Origin of the sequence: Pseudomonas sp. JV449 (assembly GCF_032424295.1) — a bacterium.
Lineage (GTDB): Bacteria > Pseudomonadota > Gammaproteobacteria > Pseudomonadales > Pseudomonadaceae > Aquipseudomonas > Aquipseudomonas marginalis.
This window is the reverse complement of record NZ_VYKD01000034.1, coordinates 55,972-75,548: the sequence shown is the minus strand read 5'-3', so window position 1 is coordinate 75,548 and position 19,577 is coordinate 55,972. Positions and strand designations below refer to the sequence as shown.

The window sequence follows — 19,577 nt, the reverse complement described above, 5'->3', positions numbered from 1 at the left end:
GAGCGGCGGTTTTTTCATTGGGGGATAAAAAACACAGTGCAGCGCTCAGGGATTTTCTCCGGCTGCCGTTACAGTGATGGCAATGTGATACATGACGGGCAGGGTGTGCTTAACTGTTCGCATCAAGGCACAGTGCCACTACTTTTTGCGGGTCGGAGTTTTACCCTTGTCACGCGTGTCTGCTTTACGTTTCAGTCACTTTCTTCCTTCGTTGCTGCTGTTGCTGGCCGGGCTCTCGGCTGCGTACGTCAAGGACCTCAGCGTCTTCTTCACCTCGCTGTTCAATGTGTTGCCGACCCTGGTGCTGTTGCTGGGCGGTTCGTACTGCGCGGTTTATCGCCGTCAGCGTGAATTGTTCCTGATGATCACGGTGTACATCGCCTACTTCCTGCTCGATACCCAGACCGATTTCTATCGCGACAATGGCCGCGTGCGCGAAGACGCGGCCGTGGTGTTTCACCTGTGTTGCCTGTTATTGCCGTTGCTGTTCAGCATCTACGCGCTGTGGCAGGAGAAGACCCACCTGTTTCGCGACTTCGTTGCCCGTTGTGCGGTGCTGCTGGCAATCGGCAGCGTGGCCCTGGCCCTGGAGCAAAGTTATCCCCAGGCACTGCTGAACTGGCTGGCGGAGATCCGCTGGCCCGCTCTGCATGGGACCTGGATGAGCCTGATCCAGTTGTCTTACCCGATGTTCCTGGTCGGCTTCCTCGCCCTGGCGGCGCAATACTGGTACCAGCCGCGCCCGCTGCATGCAGCGCAACTGGTGGGCTTGCTGGGGATGTTCTGGATGTTGCCGCAGACCTTCATCCTGCCGTTCACGCTGAATATCATGTGCAGCCAGGTCATGCTGATGATCGCCGCCGGCGTGGCCCACGAGGCTTATCAAATGGCGTTCCGCGACGAACTGACCGGCCTGCCGGGGCGCCGTGCCCTGAACGAACGCATGCAGCGGCTGGGGCGCAACTATGTGCTGGCGATGACCGACGTCGATCACTTCAAGCGCTTCAATGACACCCATGGTCACGATGTGGGCGACCAGGTGCTGCGCCTGGTCGCGAGCAAGTTGTCCAAGGTCAATGGGGGTGGGCGTGCCTACCGCTACGGCGGTGAAGAGTTCGCCGTGGTGTTCGCCGGCAAGACCCTGGATGAGTGCATGCCGCACCTGGAGGAAATCCGCGAGATTGTCGCCAACTATGACATCAAGCTGCGTAATTCGGACCGGCCCCAGGATGATCAACAAGGCCGTCAACGCCGGGCGGGCAGCGGCGCGTCGAGTGTGTCTGTGACGGTCAGCATCGGCGTGGCCGAACGCCAGATCGACCAGCGCACGGCGGAAGAAGTGCTCAAGTCCGCCGACCAGGCGCTGTACGCCGCCAAGGGCGCGGGGCGTAACTGTGTGGTTGCGGCCGGGCAGACCCGCCGTGGCGCGGTGCGCATGCAGAGCGCTGCCGGTTGAGTGATGGCGCTGTATTCAGCGGTTCTACAATGATTGTCCGAGGCGCTGGCCGGCAGTAGGTTGAAAGGATCTGCTGCCGGAGACATCGCCATGCCTGAGTACAAAGCTCCCCTGCGCGACATGCGCTTTCTGATCGACAACGTGTTTGATTTCCACGGCCACTACGCTGCCCTGGGCGCCACGGACGCCAGTCCGGACATGGTCAGTGCAATCCTGGAAGAAGGTGCCAAATTCTGCGAGAACGTGCTTTCGCCACTCAACCGCAGTGGTGATGAGGAGGGCTGCCATTTCGACAACGGCGTGGTGACGACGCCCAAGGGCTTCAAGGAAGCCTTCGCCCAGTACGTCGAGGGCGGCTGGCACGGTGTGGCGGCAGACCCGGCCTACGGCGGCCAGGGCCTGCCGCAATCGTTGGGCCTGGTGCTCAGCGAGATGATCGGCTCCAGCAACACCTCGTGGGGCATGTATCCGGGCCTGACCCACGGCGCGATGTCGGCGATCCACGCCCACGGCACCGAAGAGCAGAAGGCCACGTTCCTGAGCAAACTCACCGCAGGCGAATGGACCGGCACCATGTGCCTGACCGAAGCCCATTGCGGCACCGACCTGGGCCTGATCAAGACCCGTGCCGTGCCCCAGGCGGATGGCAGCTACGCGATCACCGGGAGCAAGATCTTCATCTCGGCCGGTGAGCACGACATGAGCGCCAATATCATCCATCTGGTGCTGGCCAAGCTGCCGGATGCGCCGGCGGGCACCAAGGGTATCTCGTTGTTTATCGTGCCCAAGTTCCATGTGGATTCGGCTGAGCGCAATGCGGTGCACTGCGGCTCTATCGAGCACAAGATGGGCATCAAGGCCTCGGCCACGTGCGTGCTCAACTTCGACGGCGCCAAGGGCTTTTTGATTGGCGAGGCGAACAAGGGCCTCAACTGCATGTTCACCATGATGAACCACGCCCGCCTGGGCACCGGCATGCAGGGCCTATGCAATGGCGAGGCGAGCTTCCAGGGCGCGATCAAGTACGCCAACGACCGCCTGCAAATGCGCGCGCTGACCGGCGCCAAGGCCCCGGAGAAAGCCGCCGACCCGATCATCGTGCATCCCGATGTGCGCCGTATGCTGCTGACCATGAAAGCCTTCAACGAAGGCAACCGCGCACTGACCTATTTCACCGCGCAGTTGCTCGACACCGCGCACCTTTGCAGCGACGCCGGCCAGCGCCAGGAGGCCGAAGACCTGTTGGCGTTCCTCACTCCCATCTGCAAAGCCTTTATGACCGACACCGGGCTGGAGGTGACCAACCACGGCATGCAGATATTCGGCGGCCATGGCTACATTCGTGAGTGGGGCATGGAACAACTGGCGCGCGATGCGCGGATTGCGCCGATCTACGAAGGCACCAACGGCATCCAGGCCCTCGACCTGCTGGGGCGCAAGGTGTTGGGCAGCCAGGGCAAGCTGCTGCGCGGCTTTACCAAAATCGTGCATAAGTTTTGCGCGGCGAATGCCGAACATGCGCAGCTCAAGGGCTATGTGGTGCAGCTTAATCAACTGAATCAGGAATGGGGCGAGCTGACTACCCAGGTCGGTATGGCCGCGATGAAAAACCCGGATGAGGTGGGCGCAGCGGCGGTGGATTACTTGATGTACAGCGGTTACATCATCCTCGCCTACCTGTGGCTTCGGATGGCCATTGCAGCGCTGGCGCACGATGACACTGACTTCGCCAAGGCCAAGCTGGCGACCTGCGACTTTTACTTCAAGCGCCTGTTGCCACGTACCGCAACCCACCGCGCCGCCGTGGAAGCGGGCAGCGAATGCCTGATGAGTCTGCCTGCGGAGTCGTTTGCGCTGTGATGACTTAAAAATACCAGTCAGTCACAAGTGGACCCTATGTGTCTGAAAAGTTGTTCGGGTACACTCGGAGCCTGTAAAACCGATCCTATCGAATCACTTTTCACGTTCTCACGAGGTTTGCCATGGCTGATTACAAAGCGCCGCTGCGTGATATGCGCTTCGTCCTCAACGAAGTCTTTGAGGTCGCCACCACTTGGGCCCAATTGCCGGCATTGGCAGACAGCGTTGACGCCGAAACCGTAGAGGCCATCCTCGAAGAAGCCGGCAAGGTCACCGCCAAATCCATCGCCCCGCTCAGCCGTGGCGGCGACGAACAGGGCTGCCGCTGGGATAACACGGCGGTGTTTACTCCGGATGGTTATCCACAGGCCTACAAGACCTACGCTGAAGGTGGCTGGGTCGGCGTAGGCGGCGACCCCGTGTTTGGCGGCATGGGCATGCCCAAGGCGGTATCGGCCCAGGTCGAGGAGATGATCAACTCGTCAAGCCTGGCGTTCGGCCTGTACCCGATGCTGACCTCCGGCGCCTGCGTGTCGATCAACACCCATGCCAGCGAGGAACTCAAGGCCATCTACCTGCCGAAGATGTATTCCGGCGAGTGGGCAGGCTCCATGTGCCTGACGGAAGCACACGCGGGTACCGACCTGGGGATTATCCGCACCAAGGCCGAGCCGCAGGCAGACGGTTCCTACAGAATCAGCGGAACCAAGATCTTTATCACTGGCGGTGAACACGACCTCACCGAGAACATCATTCACCTGGTGCTGGCCAAACTGCCGGACGCACCGGCCGGTCCCAAGGGGATTTCGCTGTTCCTGGTGCCGAAGTTCATGGTCAACGCCGACGGCAGCCTGGGCGCGCGCAACCCGGTGAGCTGCGGCTCCATCGAACACAAGATGGGTATCCAGGCATCCGCCACCTGCGTGATGAACTTCGACGAAGCCGTTGGCTACCTGGTGGGCGAACCCAACCGTGGGTTGGCGGCGATGTTCACCATGATGAACTATGAGCGCCTTGGCGTGGGTATCCAGGGCCTGGCGTCCGGCGAGCGCTCCTACCAGAACGCGATTGAATATGCGCGGGACCGCCTGCAAAGCCGTGCGCCGACCGGTGCCCAGGCCAAAGACAAAGTGGCCGACCCGATCATCGTCCACCCCGACGTGCGCCGTATGCTGTTGACCATGAAAGCCTCCAACGAAGGCGGACGCGCGTTTTCCACCTATGTGGCGACGCAGCTGGACATCGCCAAGTTCAGTGAAGATGCCGCTGCCCGCGAGCGGGCCGATAACCTGGTGGCCTTGTTGACGCCGGTCGCCAAGGCGTTCCTCAGCGACCTGGGCCTGGAAACCACCGTGCTCGGCCAGCAAGTGTTTGGTGGCCACGGTTACATTCGTGAGTGGGGCCAGGAGCAACTGGTGCGTGATGTACGTATCACCCAGATCTACGAAGGCACCAACGGCATCCAGGCACTGGATTTGATGGGACGCAAGATCGTCGGCAGCGGCGGTGCGTTCTACACCTTGTTCGCCGACGAGATTCGCCAGTTCATCGCCTCGGCGGGGCCCGAATTGGCGGAGTTCACCCAGCCACTGGGCGCAGCGGTGGATAACCTGGACGAATTGACCGCCTGGGTGCTGGATCGTGCCAGGACCAATCCGAACGAGATCGGCGCAGCCTCGGTGGAGTATTTGCATGCATTTGGTTACATGGCCTACGCCTATATGTGGGCGCGCATGGCCAAGGCCGCGTTGGGCAAAGAGACTGAGGAAGACTTCTACGCCAGCAAGCTGGGCACCGCGCGCTTCTACTTTGCGCGTCTGTTGCCACGTATTCACTCGCTGAGTGCGTCGGTAAAAGCCGGTAGCGAATCACTGTTTTTGCTGGATGAGGCACTGTTCTAACGGCTTGGAGGGCGTGTAAGCATTCTCTTACATGACGTACTGCTAATCGTCCTCTATCGCCAAATTGGATCCACGGATAATCTACTTCACATGGACGTCGCGCAGGAAGCGCAAAGCAACAACACGGACACGTAGGATTCTGCCAGGATGGCGGAGTGAAATGGATGTCAGGGAAACAGTCTGCAAAGCCCCGCTTCGGCGGGGTTTTCTTTTGCCCGCGAAAAAGTCAGGCGCCGAATTTCAGGGCAGGGCCTGCGGCGCATTCATCACGTCTTCCAGCAAGGTGCGCAGCAGCGCCATGGTTGCCTGCTGGCGCTGTACATCGCGACACACCAAACCTACCTTTAACGGCACCCTGGGTTCACTCAAGGGTTTCCAGAGCAGCGACTGGCTGTTGTGTTCGTCCTGGGAGCGTCCCGGCAGCACCGTGGCCAATTTGGTGTTAGGCAAGCTGTCGAGAATCCCCACCATGGTATTCAACTCCGCCTGTACCTGCGGCCGGCGTCCGAGGTTGGATAACTGACCCTGCCAGATCTGTCGAACCTGGAACTCTTCCCCCAGCAACAACATCGGCAGTTCGGCGGCCTGTTTCAGCGAGACTTTCTTGAATTCGCGCAGGGGATGGCCCTCGGGGATGACTATCTTCAATTCATCTTCGTACAACAACACACCGTGCAGCCCCGGCTGGCGTGGTGGCAGATAGCTGATGCCGATGTCCAGCGAGCCGTTAAGCAACCGCCGTTCAATCTCGATCCCGGTCAATTCGTAGATCTGCACCACCAGGTGCGGCTGGGCCTTGCGCACGCGCTCGAGCATTTGCGGGACCAGGCTGGTGTGCACGGTTTGCAGCACGCCGATGGCCAGGGTGCGCATGGCCTGGCCCTTGAAGTTACGCAAGGCTTCGACGGCTTGCTGCATGCCATCGATCAGCGGCAAGGCATGGTTGTACAGCGTATGGGCGGCCAGGGTGGGCAGCAGGCGTTTGCTGCTGCGTTCGAACAGGCTCACATCGAGGTTGCGCTCCAACTGGCGGATCTGTTGTGAGAGCGCTGGCTGGGAGATCGACAGGCGTTCAGCGGCACGGCCCACATGGCCTTCTTCATACACCGCGACGAAATAACGCAGTTGCTTAAAATCCATAAGGTTTGCTTATCGAAAAAGCTGGAAAAACGAAATGGCCGGTGGCCCCCGAGGCGCCTAGTCTAGCGCCTATTCGCAGGGCTTACAGGGCCGGATCGGGCAATGAACAGCGTTTATGTTGATGGCGTTTACATAGGCAAGGCAACACACCCTCAGACAGTGATTGCAGGGAAAATCGACCAAGGTCCGGTTGCCACTGGGGGCAAGCTGTGAATCTCTTCAATATGCGTCGCCCCGTGCCCAGCCTGGACGACCTGGTGCTGGAGGCTTCACCCGATACGCTGTCCAGTGAGGCGCTGATGCCCACCGTGGCGAGGCCGCCTCAGGTTTTCGTTCGTGGCCAGGGCTCGTGGCTGTGGGACAGCGACGAGCGTGCCTACCTGGATTTCAGCCAGGGCAACGCTGCCAACAGCCTCGGCCACAGCCCGCAGGTCTTGATCAAAGCCCTTGCCGACCAGACCCAGGCCCTGATCAATCCAGGCCTGGGTCTGCATAACCGCGCTCAACTCAATCTTGTCGACCGCCTGTGCCATCGTACCGGCAGCGACCAGGCCTACCTGCTCAACAGTGGCGCCGAGGCCTGCGAAGCGGCGATCAAGCTGGCGCGCAAGTGGGGCCAACTGCATCGCGGCGGGGCCTATCGCATTATCAGTGCGAGCAATGGTTGCCATGGTCGCAGTTTCGCGGCACTGGCGGCGTCGGGGGGAGCGCTGGAAAACCGCTTTGAACCGCAATTGCCCGGCTTCAGCCATGTGCCGTTCAACGATCTGCCGGCCCTGCATGCAGCGGTCGATGCACAGACAGTCGCCATCCTGCTGGAGCCGGTCCAGAGCGAGGCCGGTGTGATCCCCGCGACGGAGCATTACCTCAAGGGGGTTGAACGGCTGTGCCGCGAACTGGGGATCCTGCTGATCCTCGACGAAGTACAAACCGGCCTTGGCCGTTGCGGCACCTTGCTTGCCGAACAGCAATACGGCGTGCGAGCCGACATCATCACCCTCGGCAAAGGCCTGGGCGGCGGCGTGCCATTGGCTGCGCTGCTGGCGCGCGGCAACGCCTGTTGCTTCGGCGTGGGTGAGCTGGAAGGTACCCATCATGGCAACGCATTGATGGCATCGGCCGGGCAGGCGGTACTCGATACGGTGCTGGAGCACGGCTTCCTGGAACACGTACGTGAATCCGGCCTTTACCTGGGCGAAGGCCTTGCCCGACTGGCCTACCGCTACGACCAGGGCCCATTGCGCGGCCACGGCCTGATGTGGGGCCTGACGTTGGCGGATGATTCTGCAGATGCAGTGGTAAAAGCCGCCCTGCACGAAGGCCTGATCCTCAACGCCCCGCAACCTGACTGCCTGCGCTTCACCCCGGCGCTTACGGTGAGCAAAAGCAACATCGACGAAATGCTCCTGCGCCTGGCCCGCGCTTTTTCCCGGGTGCGCACCGCCCAGTTGCAATGCCGCAAGGGCATCGCTGTTTAACCCACATTCCTGAACCGTCTCGCGGTATACGCGGCGCCTCCAGCCTGATTTTTTCGGCTGGGGGCGTTTTTTTGCGTGTGAAATTTTTGGATTGAAAGCGTTGATTGATCGTCTGTGAAAACAATGGCTTTTTAGCGTGCGTCGATAAGGACTGTCGACGGAGCATTGGTTGCTCCACTTCTAATCTATGCCACTGAGTGGTATGTTTATGGGAAGGGATATCCATGAGGCTTAGGTTGTTTAAAACCAGGAATTTTGCTGAGGCGGCCAGAAAGGCGTGGATCTGTGATTCGGAGTTGAGGGAGGCGTTCGGCCAATTGCTCAGGGGGCAAGCTGACAATTTGGGAGGTGGTGTCTGGAAGAAACGCCTCAAAGAGAACCGACATCGATCTATTGTCTTGGCCAAGGCCAGGCATTACTGGGTTTATAACTCTCTTTTTGACAAGCAGAGGCGAAGCAATATCAGCCATAAGGAACTCAGCGCGTTGCGAGCACTGGCTAAGGTTTATGAAGGGTTAAACGAGGTACAGGTTCAACACCTTCTGGATAGTGGGGAATTTGTGGAGATGCACCATGCCCAAAAAATATGAAAGCGAAATTCTTGAGTCTGTTCACCAATCTGCCAAAGCGCTTTATGCAATTGGCGCCATCAACAAAACTACTCTTCGTGAGTTCGACGAGGCATGCCTTGCAAAGATCCCGGCGCAAATCCCTGCCGAACAGATCAAGCAGCTACGTGAAAGTAGCCATGTCAGCCAACCGGTGTTTGCTCGTTACCTGAATACCAGCGCCTCCACGGTGAAGAAATGGGAATCTGGCGAGAAGCAACCCAGCGGCATGGCGCTCAAACTTCTTAGCATCGTGCAAAAGCATGGGTTAGAAATTCTGGCCTGAAGGATGGCCCGGTGCCAGATCCCACTGAACCCTCACGAACGCCCAAGGTCGATTAGCTACACGGCTCACACGAGCCGATTTTCTGGAGCTGACCCATGGACATCATTCGTATCATCATCGCCATTCTGCTGCCGCCACTGGGGGTGTTCCTGCAAGTGGGTTTCGCTGGCGCGTTCTGGCTGAATATTCTGCTGACCTTGTGCGGTTACTTCCCAGGCATCATTCACGCCGTATACATCATCGCCAAGCGCTGAGCCCGTCAGCCTTTTGCGATGAGCCGTGAATTGCGCTCATTGCGAAAGGCCAGTTGCTCGATGGTCTGGGTAGCGTGCTCGGCTTCTTCCCGAGCCTTGAGGATGATGCCGTGCTGCTCGGACTTGCTGCACACCGGGTCGGCATTGCTCGCATCCCCCGTGAGCATGAAGGCCTGGCAACGGCAGCCACCGAAATCCTTTTCCTTTTCATCGCACGAACGACACGGCTCGGGCATCCAGTCGTAGCCGCGAAAGCGGTTGAACCCGAAAGAGTCGTACCAGATGTGCTGCATGCTGTGGTCGCGCACATTGGGAAACTGCACCGGCATCTGTCGGGCGCCGTGGCAGGGCAGGGCGGTGCCGTCCGGCGTCACGGTCAGAAAGATACTGCCCCAGCCGTTCATACAGGCCTTCGGGCGCTCCTCGTAGTAGTCCGGTGTCACGAAGATCAGCTTGCACGGATGGCCTTCGGCTTCGAGCTTGGCGCGGTATTCGTTGGTGATGCGTTCGGCGCGCACCAGTTGTTCCTTCGTCGGCAATAAACCCACGCGATTGAGTTGCGCCCAGCCATAGAACTGGCAGGTGGCAAGCTCGACAAAATCCGCTTCCAGCGCAATACACAGCTCGATGATGCGGTCGATCTTGTCGATATTGTGCCGATGGGTGACGAAGTTCAGCACCATCGGGTAGCCATGCGCCTTGACTGCGCGGGCCATTTCCAGCTTTTGCGCGAAGGCTTTTTTCGAACCGGCCAGCAGGTTGTTCACCTGTTCGTCGCTGGCCTGGAAGCTGATCTGGATATGGTCCAGGCCGGCTTTCTTGAAGTCGCTGATCTTCTGCTCGGTCAGGCCGATGCCCGAGGTGATCAGGTTGGTGTAGAACCCCAGCTTGCGCGCCTCGGCGATCAACTCGGCGAGGTCCTGGCGCACCAGCGGCTCACCGCCGGAAAACCCCAACTGCGCCGCGCCCATCTCACGGGCCTCACGAAATACCTTGATCCACTGCTCGGTGCTCAGCTCCTTGCCCTGCTCGGCAAAGTCCAGCGGGTTGGAGCAATACGGGCATTGCAGCGGGCAGCGATAGGTCAGCTCGGCGAGCAACCACAGCGGCAGGCCGATGGCGGGTTTTTCAGGCAAGGGTGATCCAGTGCTCAGCACGGGCGACCTCCATGAATTGCTCGATGTCGTCACCCAGCTCAGGTACGCCGGGGAACTGTTCTTCGAGGGCGGTAATGATCGCCGCCACGTCGCGCTCACCGTCAATCAGGCCACCAATCAGCGCGGCGCTGTCGTTGAGCTTGATCATGCCTTCGGGGTAGAGCAACACATGGCCTTTTTGCGCGGGTTCGTACTGGTAGCGGTAGCCCTGGCGCCAGGTCGGTTTTCTGCTGCGATCAAAGCTCATAGGGTGATCCCTTTATGCCAGACCCGCTGCTCGGTCACGCTGTGATACGGCGGGCGTTTCAGTTCGTAGGCCATGCTCATGGCATCCAGCATGCTCCACAGGATGTCGAGTTTGAACTGGAGGATTTCCAGCATGCGCTCCTGGCCTTCACGGGTGGTGTAGTGCTGCAAGGTGATTGCCAGCCCATGCTCCACGTCGCGCCGCGCCTGGCCCAGGCGGGTGCGGAAATATTCGTAGCCGGTGGGGTCGATCCACGGGTAGTGCTGCGGCCAGCTGTCGAGGCGCGACTGGTGGATCTGCGGCGCGAACAGCTCGGTGAGCGAGCTGCTGGCGGCTTCCTGCCAGCTGGCGCGGCGCGCAAAGTTGACGTAGGCGTCTACCGCAAAGCGTACGCCGGGCAATACCAGTTCCTGGGAGCGCAACTGGTCGGGGTCGAGGCCGACCGCTTGGCCCAAACGCAGCCAGGCTTCGATACCGCCGTCCTCACCCGGTGCGCCATCGTGGTCGAGCAGGCGCTGAATCCACTCGCGACGGATCTCGCGGTCCGGGCAGTTGGCCAGGATCGCCGCGTCTTTCAGCGGGATGTTCACCTGGTAATAGAAACGGTTGGCGACCCAGCTCTGGATCTGCTCGCGGGTGGCACGGCCTTCATACATCGCCACGTGGTACGGGTGATGGATATGGTAGAAGGCGCCTTTGGCCCGCAAGGCGGCTTCGAATTCGGCGGTGTTCATCGGTCTATCAGTCATAAGAGGTCTCCTGTAGGAGCGAGCTTGCTCGCGAAGGTCGTTAACGATGACGTGGGCGTTCTGAATGAGCACGGTGCCCTTGGGTTTTTCGCGGGCAAGCCCGCTCCTACAGTTCGATGCTCATGCCGTCGTAAGCGACTTCGACATTGCGCCGCACCAGTTCCGCGCGCTCGGGAGAATCTTCATCGAGGATCGGGTTGGTGTTGTTGATGTGGATAAGCACCTTGCGCTGCTTGGGCAACTGCTCCAGCACTTCGAGCATGCCGCCGGGGCCATTTTGCGCCAGGTGGCCCATCTCGCGGCCGGTGCGGGTGCCGACGCCACGGCGCTGCATTTCATCGTCGTCCCACATCGTACCGTCCACCAGCAGGCAATCGCTGCCGGCCATGATCTCCAGCAACGGCGCGTCGACCTTGCCCAGGCCCGGGGCGTAGAACAGTTTGCCGCCGGTGCGCAGGTCTTCGACGATCAGGCCGATGTTATCGCCTGGGTGCGGGTCGAAGCGGTGCGGCGAGTACGGTGGGGCGGCGCTACGCAGGGGCAACGGGGTGAAGCGCAGGTTGGGGCAGGCCGGGATGGTGAAGCTGGCATCCAGCTCGATGCGGTTCCAGGCCAGGCCGCCGTTCCAGTGGGTGAGCATGGTGAACAGCGGGAAGCCGGTGCTCAGGTCTTCATGGACCATGTCGGTGCACCACACCTGGTGCGGGCAACCTTCGCGCAGGCTCAACAGGCCGGTGGTGTGGTCGATCTGGCTGTCCATCAGGATGATGGCACTGATGCCGGTGTCGCGCAGTGCGCGGCCGGGCTGCATCGGCGCAAAACCCTGGAGTTGCGCGCGGATATCCGGTGAGGCATTGCACAGTACCCAGTTCACGCCATCGTCGGAAATGGCGATGGACGACTGGGTCCGCGCCTGCGCCCGCAGGCTGCCGTCACGAAAACCTGCGCAGTTCACGCAGTTGCAGTTCCACTGCGGGAAGCCGCCGCCAGCGGCGGAACCTAGAATCTGGACAAACATGGCCGCTCCATCAAGCAAAGCTCAAAACAAAAACGCCCCGGGCGAACCGAGGCGTTGTATTACCCAGCGGCTTAGCGGCTGGCGAAGTACATGGTGACTTCGAAGCCGATACGCAGATCAGTGTAAGCAGGTTTGGACCAGGTCATATTCTTACTCCTACGAAGGGATGGGACGTTTACTACCAAGTAATACATATAGTCCACCTCCAGTCGGAGATGTTCAGATGTGTGCGTGGGAATGTTACGCAATTCTTCTCAAGTTAGCGCTGTCTTGGTGGAAAAAGCCTGTTGCAGGGTTGGCAATGATCAGCTCGCCGGTTGCCAGCTCTCGTCGACAGGTGGGCCGTTGGCGATGCAGCGCCAGCCGCCGGTCGCGTCGTGCAGCTGTTGGGCCGCGTGTTGCAGGTCCTCCCGTGTGCGGGCCTGGATCAGCTGTTGAAGCCGGTACAGATAATCCGACGGATGGCCCGCCAGGCGCGCGTGCCAAAGCAGTTCGGCGCTTTGGGTGATCGGTAACGTCGCGGCGCAGAACTGCTGTGCCAAGGCGTGATTGCCCACGTCACTGGTGCCGTCGATCAACACCGGTAGGTGTTTCAGGAAGGCTTTCAGGTGATCGACGATACCTGCCAGTGAAACGCTGGGTGATTGCACACCTAACAGCAGGCCGGTTTGCCCGTTGATCTGTCGGACACCGCTGAATACGGCGTAGCCCAATTGCAACTCGACCCTCAGGCGTTGGTAGAACGGCCCTTGGAGCAGGTGCCCAAGCAGCCGCCATGAGGCTTCATCGGCCAGGGATTGGCTGGGTGCCGGGCAAAACAGCAGCACGGCGGCTTCGGTTGAGTGGGTTTTAACCGTATGCCACACACGTTGACCACCGAGGTGTTGAAGAGACGGTTCGAAGTGTGCAGGTTGCCCAGGCAGACGGGCGGCGGCGGCCTTTATCAACGTTTCACATGCGGCGGGCAGACTCAGCCCCAGGCCGTGCCAGCGGGCAGTGGCCCAGGATCCAGGCTGTTCGCTGGCGTCGGCATGGCCGGTGGCGCAGCACGTGGGCAGGGCCTGGAGCAGTTCCCGGATAGCGATCATGGGCGCAGGTGCCGGGGCAGTTTCCTGCGGCAGGTTGAGGTGTTGCGCCAACGCCTCCAGCACGGCCGGCATCGGCTCGTGCAGCCCGGTCATCTTCACCAGCCAATCATGGCCGGTGGCTTCGAGAGATAATTCGACGCCCGCCTGGCGCGCATGTTCACGCAACGGCTGCAAGGTGTTTTCCAGCCCGGCAGGCGCTGGCGCGTCGAAGCGCCACTGCACGTACAGCGCGCCTTCATCGCCGTCATCCGCCAAGGCCTGGCTGAAGGTCAGCGGCGATACGTCCCTTCGCCCCCGTGAACGATCCTGGGCAAACGTGCGCAAGCCTCGGTGAGCGCTGGTTTGGCCACGGATCAGGCCGGCGCGTTCTTCTTTGGCCGGTGGGCGCAGGAACGGGTTGTTCGGCGGCAGTTGCCAACGGTGTTCGGCGGGCGGCAAGTGCAGTGAATCAAGCAGGGCCTTGAGCGCGGCGACGCCCTGTTCACTGAGGTCTTCGCTGTCGTTTCGAGCCAATGCCAGGGCGCCCTGGACCTGTTGTTGGCGAGCGTTCAGCAGGGCGAACTCTTCGCGCAGTGGCGTCCAATCGCTGTGGGCGAAAAAGCTCAGCCAGTCGTGCAGCAGCGTCTCAATGTGTGTGGGCGGTTCGTCCTTGCTGTCGAGTGTAAAGTCGATGTCCAGCACGGCTTGACCGGCGAAGTGGTACAGCACCGATGCCTGCAGGACGCTGGCCAAGTGTCGGGTTTTCAACTCGGCGAGCAGCCCGCCCGGCGCAGAGGCATTGAGCCAGGTGCAGAGGAAATCCAGGGCTTCACGGGGCGCGTCACAGGTGATGACGTGGTGCAAGTGGTTGTTGTCGATGTGTTGATAGCGCCGAGCCTGGCCTTGCATCAAGGCCGGTGGTGAGGCCTGCGGATGCAAGGGGCCAGCGATCAGTTGCGCGCTGAAACGCTGCGCCAGGGCTTCCAGTTCTTGCAGCGGCTCCGGGCCGGCGAGGCTCAGCGTCATCTGTCCGCTTTGATAGAAATGCGTGTGGAATTCCCGCAGTGCTTGCTGAAACGCCTCGCGCTCCACCGGCAGGCTGTCGCGGTTGCCCGCGTGAAAGCCGCGCAGTGGATGATCCGCTGCCAAGCCTTCTAGCAGCGCCACCTGCTGCTGTGCCTTGGCATCCTGGGACCAGGCGACGTACTCGGCGTGCAGCACTTCGCGCTCGCGCCGTTGATCTTCCAGGGTCAGGCGCGGATGGGTCAGCATGTCCGCCAGTCGCTCCAGCCCGTGCGCATAGACTGAAACCGGTAGTTCAAAGAAGAAGTCCGTGGTGCGTTCGCGGGTGCTTGCATTCACTTGGCCGCCGTGGCGCTGTACGTAGGCCATCAGCCCTTCGCCTGCAGGAAATCGCTCGGTTCCCAGAAACAACAAATGCTCAAGAAAATGCGCCAGCCCCGGCCAGGCCAACGGCACGTCGTGGCTACCGGCAGCCACCCGCAGCGCCGCCGCGCAACGTTTTAAGCGCGGTGCATGGCGCAGGGAAACCCGCAGGCCATTGGCCAGGGTCAGGTGAACGGGATAAAGGTGGGCCGGGGCGGGCATGGGCACTTCCAGAACGGGCAAGTGCCTATGCTAACAAACCCATTCAGTCAGGGCTTGTACAGCGGGCCGTAAAGCTCGGGACGCCGGTCTTGCAGGTAATGGTTGGCGGCGCGGGCGTCGAGGATCGATTGCCGGTCCACTGTCCCGACAATCAAGGCTTCATCCAGGCCGGCCTGGGCGATTCGCTGGCCATCTGGTGCGGCAATGCTGCTTTGCCCGCAGTACTGGATATCGCCTTCGTGCCCGCAGTAATTGGCGTAGGCCACGTAGCACTGGTTCTCGAAGGCCCGCGCCCGCACGGTGACATCGGCGACGAAGTCGAACGGCACCATATTGGCGGTGGGCACCAGGATCAGCTCGGCACCGGCCAGGGCCAGGCGTCGGGTGTTTTCCGGGAACTCCAGGTCATAGCAGATCAGGAACCCCAACTTCCATCCGTTGAGTTCCACCAGCGGGAAATCATCGTCGCCGGCACTGAACATCGAGTGATCCAGATCGCCGAACAGATGGGTCTTGCGGTAGTTGCACAGGCGCTGGCCGTGGGCGTCGATCAACTGCACGGCGTTGTAGATCTGCCCGTCTTCGGCCCGCTCCGGATAGCCGTACAGAATCGCCAGCCCGGCGCTCTGCGCGATTTCGGCAACGGCTTGGGCAGACTCCCCGTCCTGGGCTTCGGCCAAGGCACCCACGGCTTCGGCACCGATGTTGTAACCGGTGAGGAACATCTCCGGCAGCACCAGCACATCGGCACCGGACGCTTCATGCGCCAGTTGGTGCAGACGCTTGAGGTTGCCTGCGACATCCAGCGGCAGCGGTGGGCATTGGTACAGGGCGACGCGCATGTTCAACTCCTTAGTCAGCCAGGGCAATCGGCCCGATCTCATCGAACACATCACCCGGCCCCGGGTTCTCGGGGTGAGTGCTGCCACCAAAGTGGGTCATGATGCCCCACACCGCGTTCAATGAGGTTTGTACCGCGCCCTCCACCCATGCTGGAGTCCAGGACACGTCGTCACCGGCGATAAAAATCCCACGCTGTTCAGCGGGCATGTCCTTCTGCATGAAGTGCGCATACATACGTTGGTTGTAGCGGTAGTGACCCGGCAGCGCGCCTTTGAAGGCCCCGAGGAAATGCGGGTCGGCTTCCCAGGACACGGTGATCGGGTCGCCGATGATGCGCGCCTTGATGTCGACTTTCGGGTAGATCTTGTTCAAGGCGTCCAGCGCCAGTTTCACCCGTTTGTCGATGGGCTGCGGGAGCATTTTCAGCGCGTCGCTCATCCACGAGTACGACAGGCAGATCACCCCTGGCTTGTCGTCGCCGTTGTCGAAAAGGTAAGTGCCGCGCGTGAGGCGATCGGTGAGGGTCATGCTCATCAGGTCGCGGCCGGTCTCCGGGTCTTTGTCTTTCCAGAACGGGCGGTCGACCATCACGAAGGTCTTTGACGATTGCATGTAGCGCGTGCGGTCGAGGGCCATCCACATCTTTTGCGAGAACAGTGTTTCATCGCACTCGATCTGGGTGGTCAGCAGCCAGCTTTGGCAGGTGGTGAGCACGGCCGCGTATTCGCGGGTATCGCCGTAGTTGTCGGTCACCGCGAAACGGCCATCGGCAGCATGGGCGATGCGTTTTACCCCGGCCCGTGGTGCACCGCGGTGCAGCGAGCTCAGGCTGGTACCGGCGGGCCAATGGGCGCAACGCTCCGGCACATGGCGCCAGATGCCCATCGGCACCTGGGCTACGCCGCCGACCACCAGGTGCTGGTGATCGTCACAGTTGGTCATGACCACGCGGAATATTTCCAGCATGGAGTTGGGGAAATCCGAGTCCCAGCCACCGGTGCCGAAACCTACCTGGCCAAACACCTCGCGGTGGTGGAACGACAACTTGGCGAAGGCCTTGGAGGTGGCTACGAAGTCGTAGAAGGTGCGGTCGTCCCACAAGGGCACCAACTTGTTCCACAGCGCTTTGAGGCGCGGCACATCACGGTCGCGGATGGCTTGCTGGATATCGCCGAACTGCGAGCCGGCTTCCAGGGCGTCGGCCCAGGCGTCAGCCACTTCCTGGAACAGCGCAGGCAGATCGGACAGCTTTTGTGCGTAGTGGGTCTGGCCTTCGAGATCGATCACCGTACTGCCGGAAGCCGGCGTCAGCGGGTTGGGGAAGGGTTTGGTTTCCAGACCCAGCTTGTCGACGTAGTGATAGAACGCGGTAGAGGACACCGGAAAACGCATGCCGCCCAACTCGGCGATGATGCCTTCGGCGCCTTCGAAGGCCTGGGAACGCAAACGGCCGCCCATCTTCGAGGCCTCATACACCACGGGCTTGAGGCCCAGCTTCATCAGCTCGTAGGCGGCGACCAGCCCGGCGATACCGGCGCCGACGATGGCCACTTCGGCGCCATGATTGGCGGCGGGGATACTGCCGAGTCCGGCGGGGTGTTCGATCCAGTCATCGAAGGCGAACGGGAAATCCGGGCCAAAGATGGTGATGGGTTTTTTACCGTCGGCAGGGTGGCGATGGGTCTTGCTGATAGTGCTGGACGGAATGCTCATGGCGGGCCCTTGCTGACGACTCGGCGGGAAGTGACCCGCTGAGTATAGGAAAAGATGGCAGCCAGTTTAGGGAGCGTTGCGTTCGTTAATAAGACGCAAAGTGTCGTCGGAATGAATTGTTTTTAGTCATAGTGACGAATTAGGTGGTCAGATTGGTTGGCCGCGATCCAATTTGTTACTGAGGATGATCGATGTGGTGGTTTTCTCCACGCCATCGACACTGCCGATCTGGTCCAGTAATTGATCGAGCTGTTCCGGCGAATCGGTGCGCAACCAGGCCACGTAATCGAACTCGCCGCTGACCGCGCACAATTGTTGAACCTGGGCCATGGCGCTCAGCCTGCGCAGCACTTCTTTGCCCGAGCGCGGTTGCACGGTGATCCCCACATAGGCCTGCAAGCCGCCATCTGCCACGCGTTGACCCAGGCGCACACCATAACCGGTGATCACCTGGGTTTTCTCCAGGCGCGCAAGGCGCGACGTCACCGTGGTGCGCGCAATGCCCAACTGCCGGGCAAGCATGGCCACGCTTTCGCGGGCGTTGATCTGCAAGGCGGCGATCAACTGGCGATCGATTTCATCTAGAACAGGCACGTGGGGCTCCGTGACGGGCGGCAATGGGAACGCATGTTACAGGCTTGGATCGGCCAGCAGGCAGCGGGCAAACAGTTGTGGTACCGGCAGGTGACGTTGGCTGTAGCGGCCCAGCAGGATGATCTCGCGGAAAAAAGTCAGCTTGCCCAGCGGGATTATTCTTACTTGGGGCGAGCGCTCCAGCCACAAGCCTGCCTTTGGAATCAACGATACGCCCAGGCCACACTCCACCATCCTGACGATGGCTTCGAGTTCATCCAGCTCCAGCGCCACTTGCACCTCAAGCTTCTGCTCGCGCAGAAACCGGCTGACGAGTCGGCCGCCAAACGAAGCACGGTCATAGCGCACATGGGGCTGGGTGTTGAGTAGGTGCAAAGGGTCGTCGCCCACCAATGTGTTCGGCACGACCAACACGAACGGCTCCTTGCGCAGCACCTGCACATACAACTCCTTGGGCAGGTCGAAGGGCGGTCGAATGATGATTGCCGAATCCAACTCTCCAGCGTCGACCTGGTTCAACAGCTCCAGGGAGACACCAGGCACCAACTTGCACTCAACCGTTGGCGCGGCCTGGCGCAAGCGCACCAGCGCCTGGGGCAGCAAACCGGTTTGAGCCGTAGTGATAGCACCGACTTTCAACTCACCCCAGTATTCATTGGTATTCACCGGCACCGCCATGCGGTTGAAGGTTTCCAGAATCTCCTTGGCCAAGGGTAATGCGCGCAAACCGGCGGCATTCAGGGTGGCCTGGCGGCCGGTGCGGTCGAACAGCTGCACGCCCAGCGCTTGCTCCAACTGACGAATCTGGGCACTCACCGCTGACTGCGTCAGCCCGATATGCATGCCCGCTGACGCAAACGTCCCGTGGCGCGTTACCGCAATAAAGGTCTTCAATTCACGCAGCATCGATGTCTCGATTCATCAAAAATTTTTGAGCTCGACGCAAAAACTATCGTCTTTTCATCGTTGGGAGCAAGGCTAAACTCGGGTTACTAACGCTCATAGAGGTTTGAACTGATGACACTCGCGCCCTTTCACCTGGCAATTCCGGTATTCGATCTCGCCGCTGCACGGCACTTCTACGGCGACGTCTTTGGGTTGGAGGAGGGCCGCTCCAGCGAACACTGGGTCGACTTCAACTTCTTCGGCCATCAACTGGTGATCCACGAACACCCGAAAACCGCCTCCCAGGAAGCCGCCCACACCAACGCCGTCGACGGCCACGGCGTGCCCGTGCCGCATTTTGGCGTGGTGCTGGGCTGGGAAGATTGGCACGCCCTGGCAGACCGTTTACAGGCGCGGCAGACGACGTTTGTGTTGGAACCGCATATTCGGTTCAAGGGACAGGTGGGTGAGCAGGCGACCTTGTTCCTGTTTGACCCGTGCGGCAATGCGTTGGAGTTCAAGGCATTCAGGGATATTGGGCAGTTGTTTGCGAAGTAAGGTTGTACGCAGCCCCCCACGCAAAACGTCTGTGCCAGACACACAAAAGCCGCGCAATGCGCGGCTTTCGAATTGGTGGGCCCACACGGACTTGAACCGTGGACCAAAGGATTATGAGTCCTCTGCTCTGACCAACTGAGCTATAGGCCCTCAGT

The 19,577-nt window shown here is 60.6% G+C and carries 19 protein-coding genes and 1 tRNA gene; 8 read left to right on the top strand and 12 right to left on the bottom strand.

Annotated features, from left to right (window positions below; all coding sequences use genetic code 11):
- Positions 1 to 166: 166 nt before the first annotated feature.
- From F6S08_RS29455 to F6S08_RS29445, 3 genes are all read left to right on the top strand, one after another.
- A complete protein-coding gene (locus tag F6S08_RS29455) occupies positions 167 to 1,456 on the top strand; it encodes a sensor domain-containing diguanylate cyclase (RefSeq protein WP_065925411.1) in 1,290 nt (429 codons plus the stop codon).
- 90 nt (positions 1,457 to 1,546) lie between these two features.
- On the top strand, positions 1,547 to 3,316 hold the full coding sequence (locus F6S08_RS29450) for an acyl-CoA dehydrogenase C-terminal domain-containing protein (RefSeq protein WP_065947467.1): 1,770 nt from the start codon (positions 1,547 to 1,549) through the stop codon (positions 3,314 to 3,316).
- A gap of 122 nt (positions 3,317 to 3,438) precedes the next feature.
- Positions 3,439 to 5,217: an acyl-CoA dehydrogenase C-terminal domain-containing protein gene (locus F6S08_RS29445; protein ID WP_065925409.1), complete on the top strand. Its 1,779-nt coding sequence runs from the start codon at positions 3,439 to 3,441 to the stop codon at positions 5,215 to 5,217.
- A gap of 240 nt (positions 5,218 to 5,457) precedes the next feature.
- Here F6S08_RS29445 and F6S08_RS29440 read toward each other — a convergent pair whose 3' ends face one another.
- The gene (locus F6S08_RS29440) at positions 5,458 to 6,357 is read right to left on the bottom strand and encodes a LysR family transcriptional regulator (RefSeq protein WP_065947466.1); all 900 of its coding nucleotides are present in this window, start codon (positions 6,355 to 6,357) and stop codon (positions 5,458 to 5,460) included.
- A 209-nt stretch (positions 6,358 to 6,566) separates the two neighbouring features.
- Here F6S08_RS29440 and F6S08_RS29435 point away from each other — a divergent pair, with 209 nt between their 5' ends.
- The 4 genes from F6S08_RS29435 (at position 6,567) to F6S08_RS29420 (ending at position 8,983) form a co-directional block, all read left to right on the top strand.
- Positions 6,567 to 7,835: an aspartate aminotransferase family protein gene (locus F6S08_RS29435; RefSeq protein WP_315872685.1), complete on the top strand. Its 1,269-nt coding sequence runs from the start codon at positions 6,567 to 6,569 to the stop codon at positions 7,833 to 7,835.
- 224 nt (positions 7,836 to 8,059) lie between these two features.
- Positions 8,060 to 8,425, top strand: coding sequence for a type II toxin-antitoxin system RelE/ParE family toxin (locus tag F6S08_RS29430; protein ID WP_065947464.1), 366 nt, complete (start codon positions 8,060 to 8,062; stop codon positions 8,423 to 8,425).
- Positions 8,409 to 8,729, top strand: a complete 321-nt coding sequence (locus F6S08_RS29425) for a helix-turn-helix domain-containing protein (RefSeq protein WP_065947463.1) — start codon at positions 8,409 to 8,411, stop codon at positions 8,727 to 8,729. The genes F6S08_RS29430 and F6S08_RS29425 overlap by 17 nt, the downstream gene beginning before the upstream one ends.
- Positions 8,730 to 8,824: 95 nt before the next feature.
- On the top strand, positions 8,825 to 8,983 hold the full coding sequence (locus F6S08_RS29420; protein WP_010207008.1) for a YqaE/Pmp3 family membrane protein: 159 nt from the start codon (positions 8,825 to 8,827) through the stop codon (positions 8,981 to 8,983).
- A gap of 5 nt (positions 8,984 to 8,988) precedes the next feature.
- Here F6S08_RS29420 and pqqE read toward each other — a convergent pair whose 3' ends face one another.
- From pqqE to F6S08_RS29370, 10 genes are all read right to left on the bottom strand, one after another.
- A complete protein-coding gene (gene pqqE, locus F6S08_RS29415) occupies positions 8,989 to 10,119 on the bottom strand; it encodes a pyrroloquinoline quinone biosynthesis protein PqqE (protein ID WP_065938222.1) in 1,131 nt (376 codons plus the stop codon).
- Positions 10,112 to 10,387: a pyrroloquinoline quinone biosynthesis peptide chaperone PqqD gene (pqqD, locus tag F6S08_RS29410; protein ID WP_065925404.1), complete on the bottom strand. Its 276-nt coding sequence runs from the start codon at positions 10,385 to 10,387 to the stop codon at positions 10,112 to 10,114. The genes pqqE and pqqD overlap by 8 nt, the downstream gene beginning before the upstream one ends.
- Positions 10,384 to 11,136, bottom strand: a complete 753-nt coding sequence (gene pqqC / locus F6S08_RS29405; RefSeq protein ID WP_315872684.1) for a pyrroloquinoline-quinone synthase PqqC — start codon at positions 11,134 to 11,136, stop codon at positions 10,384 to 10,386. The genes pqqD and pqqC overlap by 4 nt, the downstream gene beginning before the upstream one ends.
- 106 nt (positions 11,137 to 11,242) lie before the next feature.
- Complete coding sequence (gene pqqB / locus F6S08_RS29400; protein ID WP_010207003.1) at positions 11,243 to 12,154, bottom strand: pyrroloquinoline quinone biosynthesis protein PqqB; 912 nt, start codon at positions 12,152 to 12,154, stop codon at positions 11,243 to 11,245.
- 71 nt (positions 12,155 to 12,225) lie between these two features.
- Positions 12,226 to 12,300: a pyrroloquinoline quinone precursor peptide PqqA gene (gene pqqA, locus F6S08_RS29395; RefSeq protein WP_003194766.1), complete on the bottom strand. Its 75-nt coding sequence runs from the start codon at positions 12,298 to 12,300 to the stop codon at positions 12,226 to 12,228.
- A gap of 159 nt (positions 12,301 to 12,459) precedes the next feature.
- Positions 12,460 to 14,829 (bottom strand): pyrroloquinoline quinone biosynthesis protein PqqF, encoded by a 2,370-nt coding sequence (gene pqqF / locus F6S08_RS29390; protein WP_315872683.1) that lies wholly within the window; start codon positions 14,827 to 14,829, stop codon positions 12,460 to 12,462.
- 47 nt (positions 14,830 to 14,876) lie between these two features.
- The gene (locus F6S08_RS29385) at positions 14,877 to 15,671 is read right to left on the bottom strand and encodes a carbon-nitrogen hydrolase family protein (RefSeq protein WP_065947461.1); all 795 of its coding nucleotides are present in this window, start codon (positions 15,669 to 15,671) and stop codon (positions 14,877 to 14,879) included.
- A 10-nt stretch (positions 15,672 to 15,681) separates the two neighbouring features.
- The gene (locus F6S08_RS29380) at positions 15,682 to 17,364 is read right to left on the bottom strand and encodes a flavin monoamine oxidase family protein (protein ID WP_065925505.1); all 1,683 of its coding nucleotides are present in this window, start codon (positions 17,362 to 17,364) and stop codon (positions 15,682 to 15,684) included.
- A gap of 168 nt (positions 17,365 to 17,532) precedes the next feature.
- Positions 17,533 to 17,979, bottom strand: coding sequence for an Lrp/AsnC family transcriptional regulator (locus F6S08_RS29375; RefSeq protein ID WP_032883895.1), 447 nt, complete (start codon positions 17,977 to 17,979; stop codon positions 17,533 to 17,535).
- Between the two features lie 36 nt (positions 17,980 to 18,015).
- Positions 18,016 to 18,885: a LysR family transcriptional regulator gene (locus F6S08_RS29370; RefSeq protein ID WP_315872682.1), complete on the bottom strand. Its 870-nt coding sequence runs from the start codon at positions 18,883 to 18,885 to the stop codon at positions 18,016 to 18,018.
- Positions 18,886 to 18,996: 111 nt separating this feature from the next.
- Between F6S08_RS29370 and F6S08_RS29365 the strand changes: the two genes are divergently transcribed.
- Positions 18,997 to 19,422 (top strand): VOC family protein, encoded by a 426-nt coding sequence (locus F6S08_RS29365; protein ID WP_315872681.1) that lies wholly within the window; start codon positions 18,997 to 18,999, stop codon positions 19,420 to 19,422.
- Positions 19,423 to 19,495: 73 nt separating this feature from the next.
- Here the strand turns inward: F6S08_RS29365 and F6S08_RS29360 are convergent.
- Positions 19,496 to 19,572, bottom strand: a tRNA-Ile gene (locus tag F6S08_RS29360).
- Positions 19,573 to 19,577: the final 5 nt, after the last annotated feature.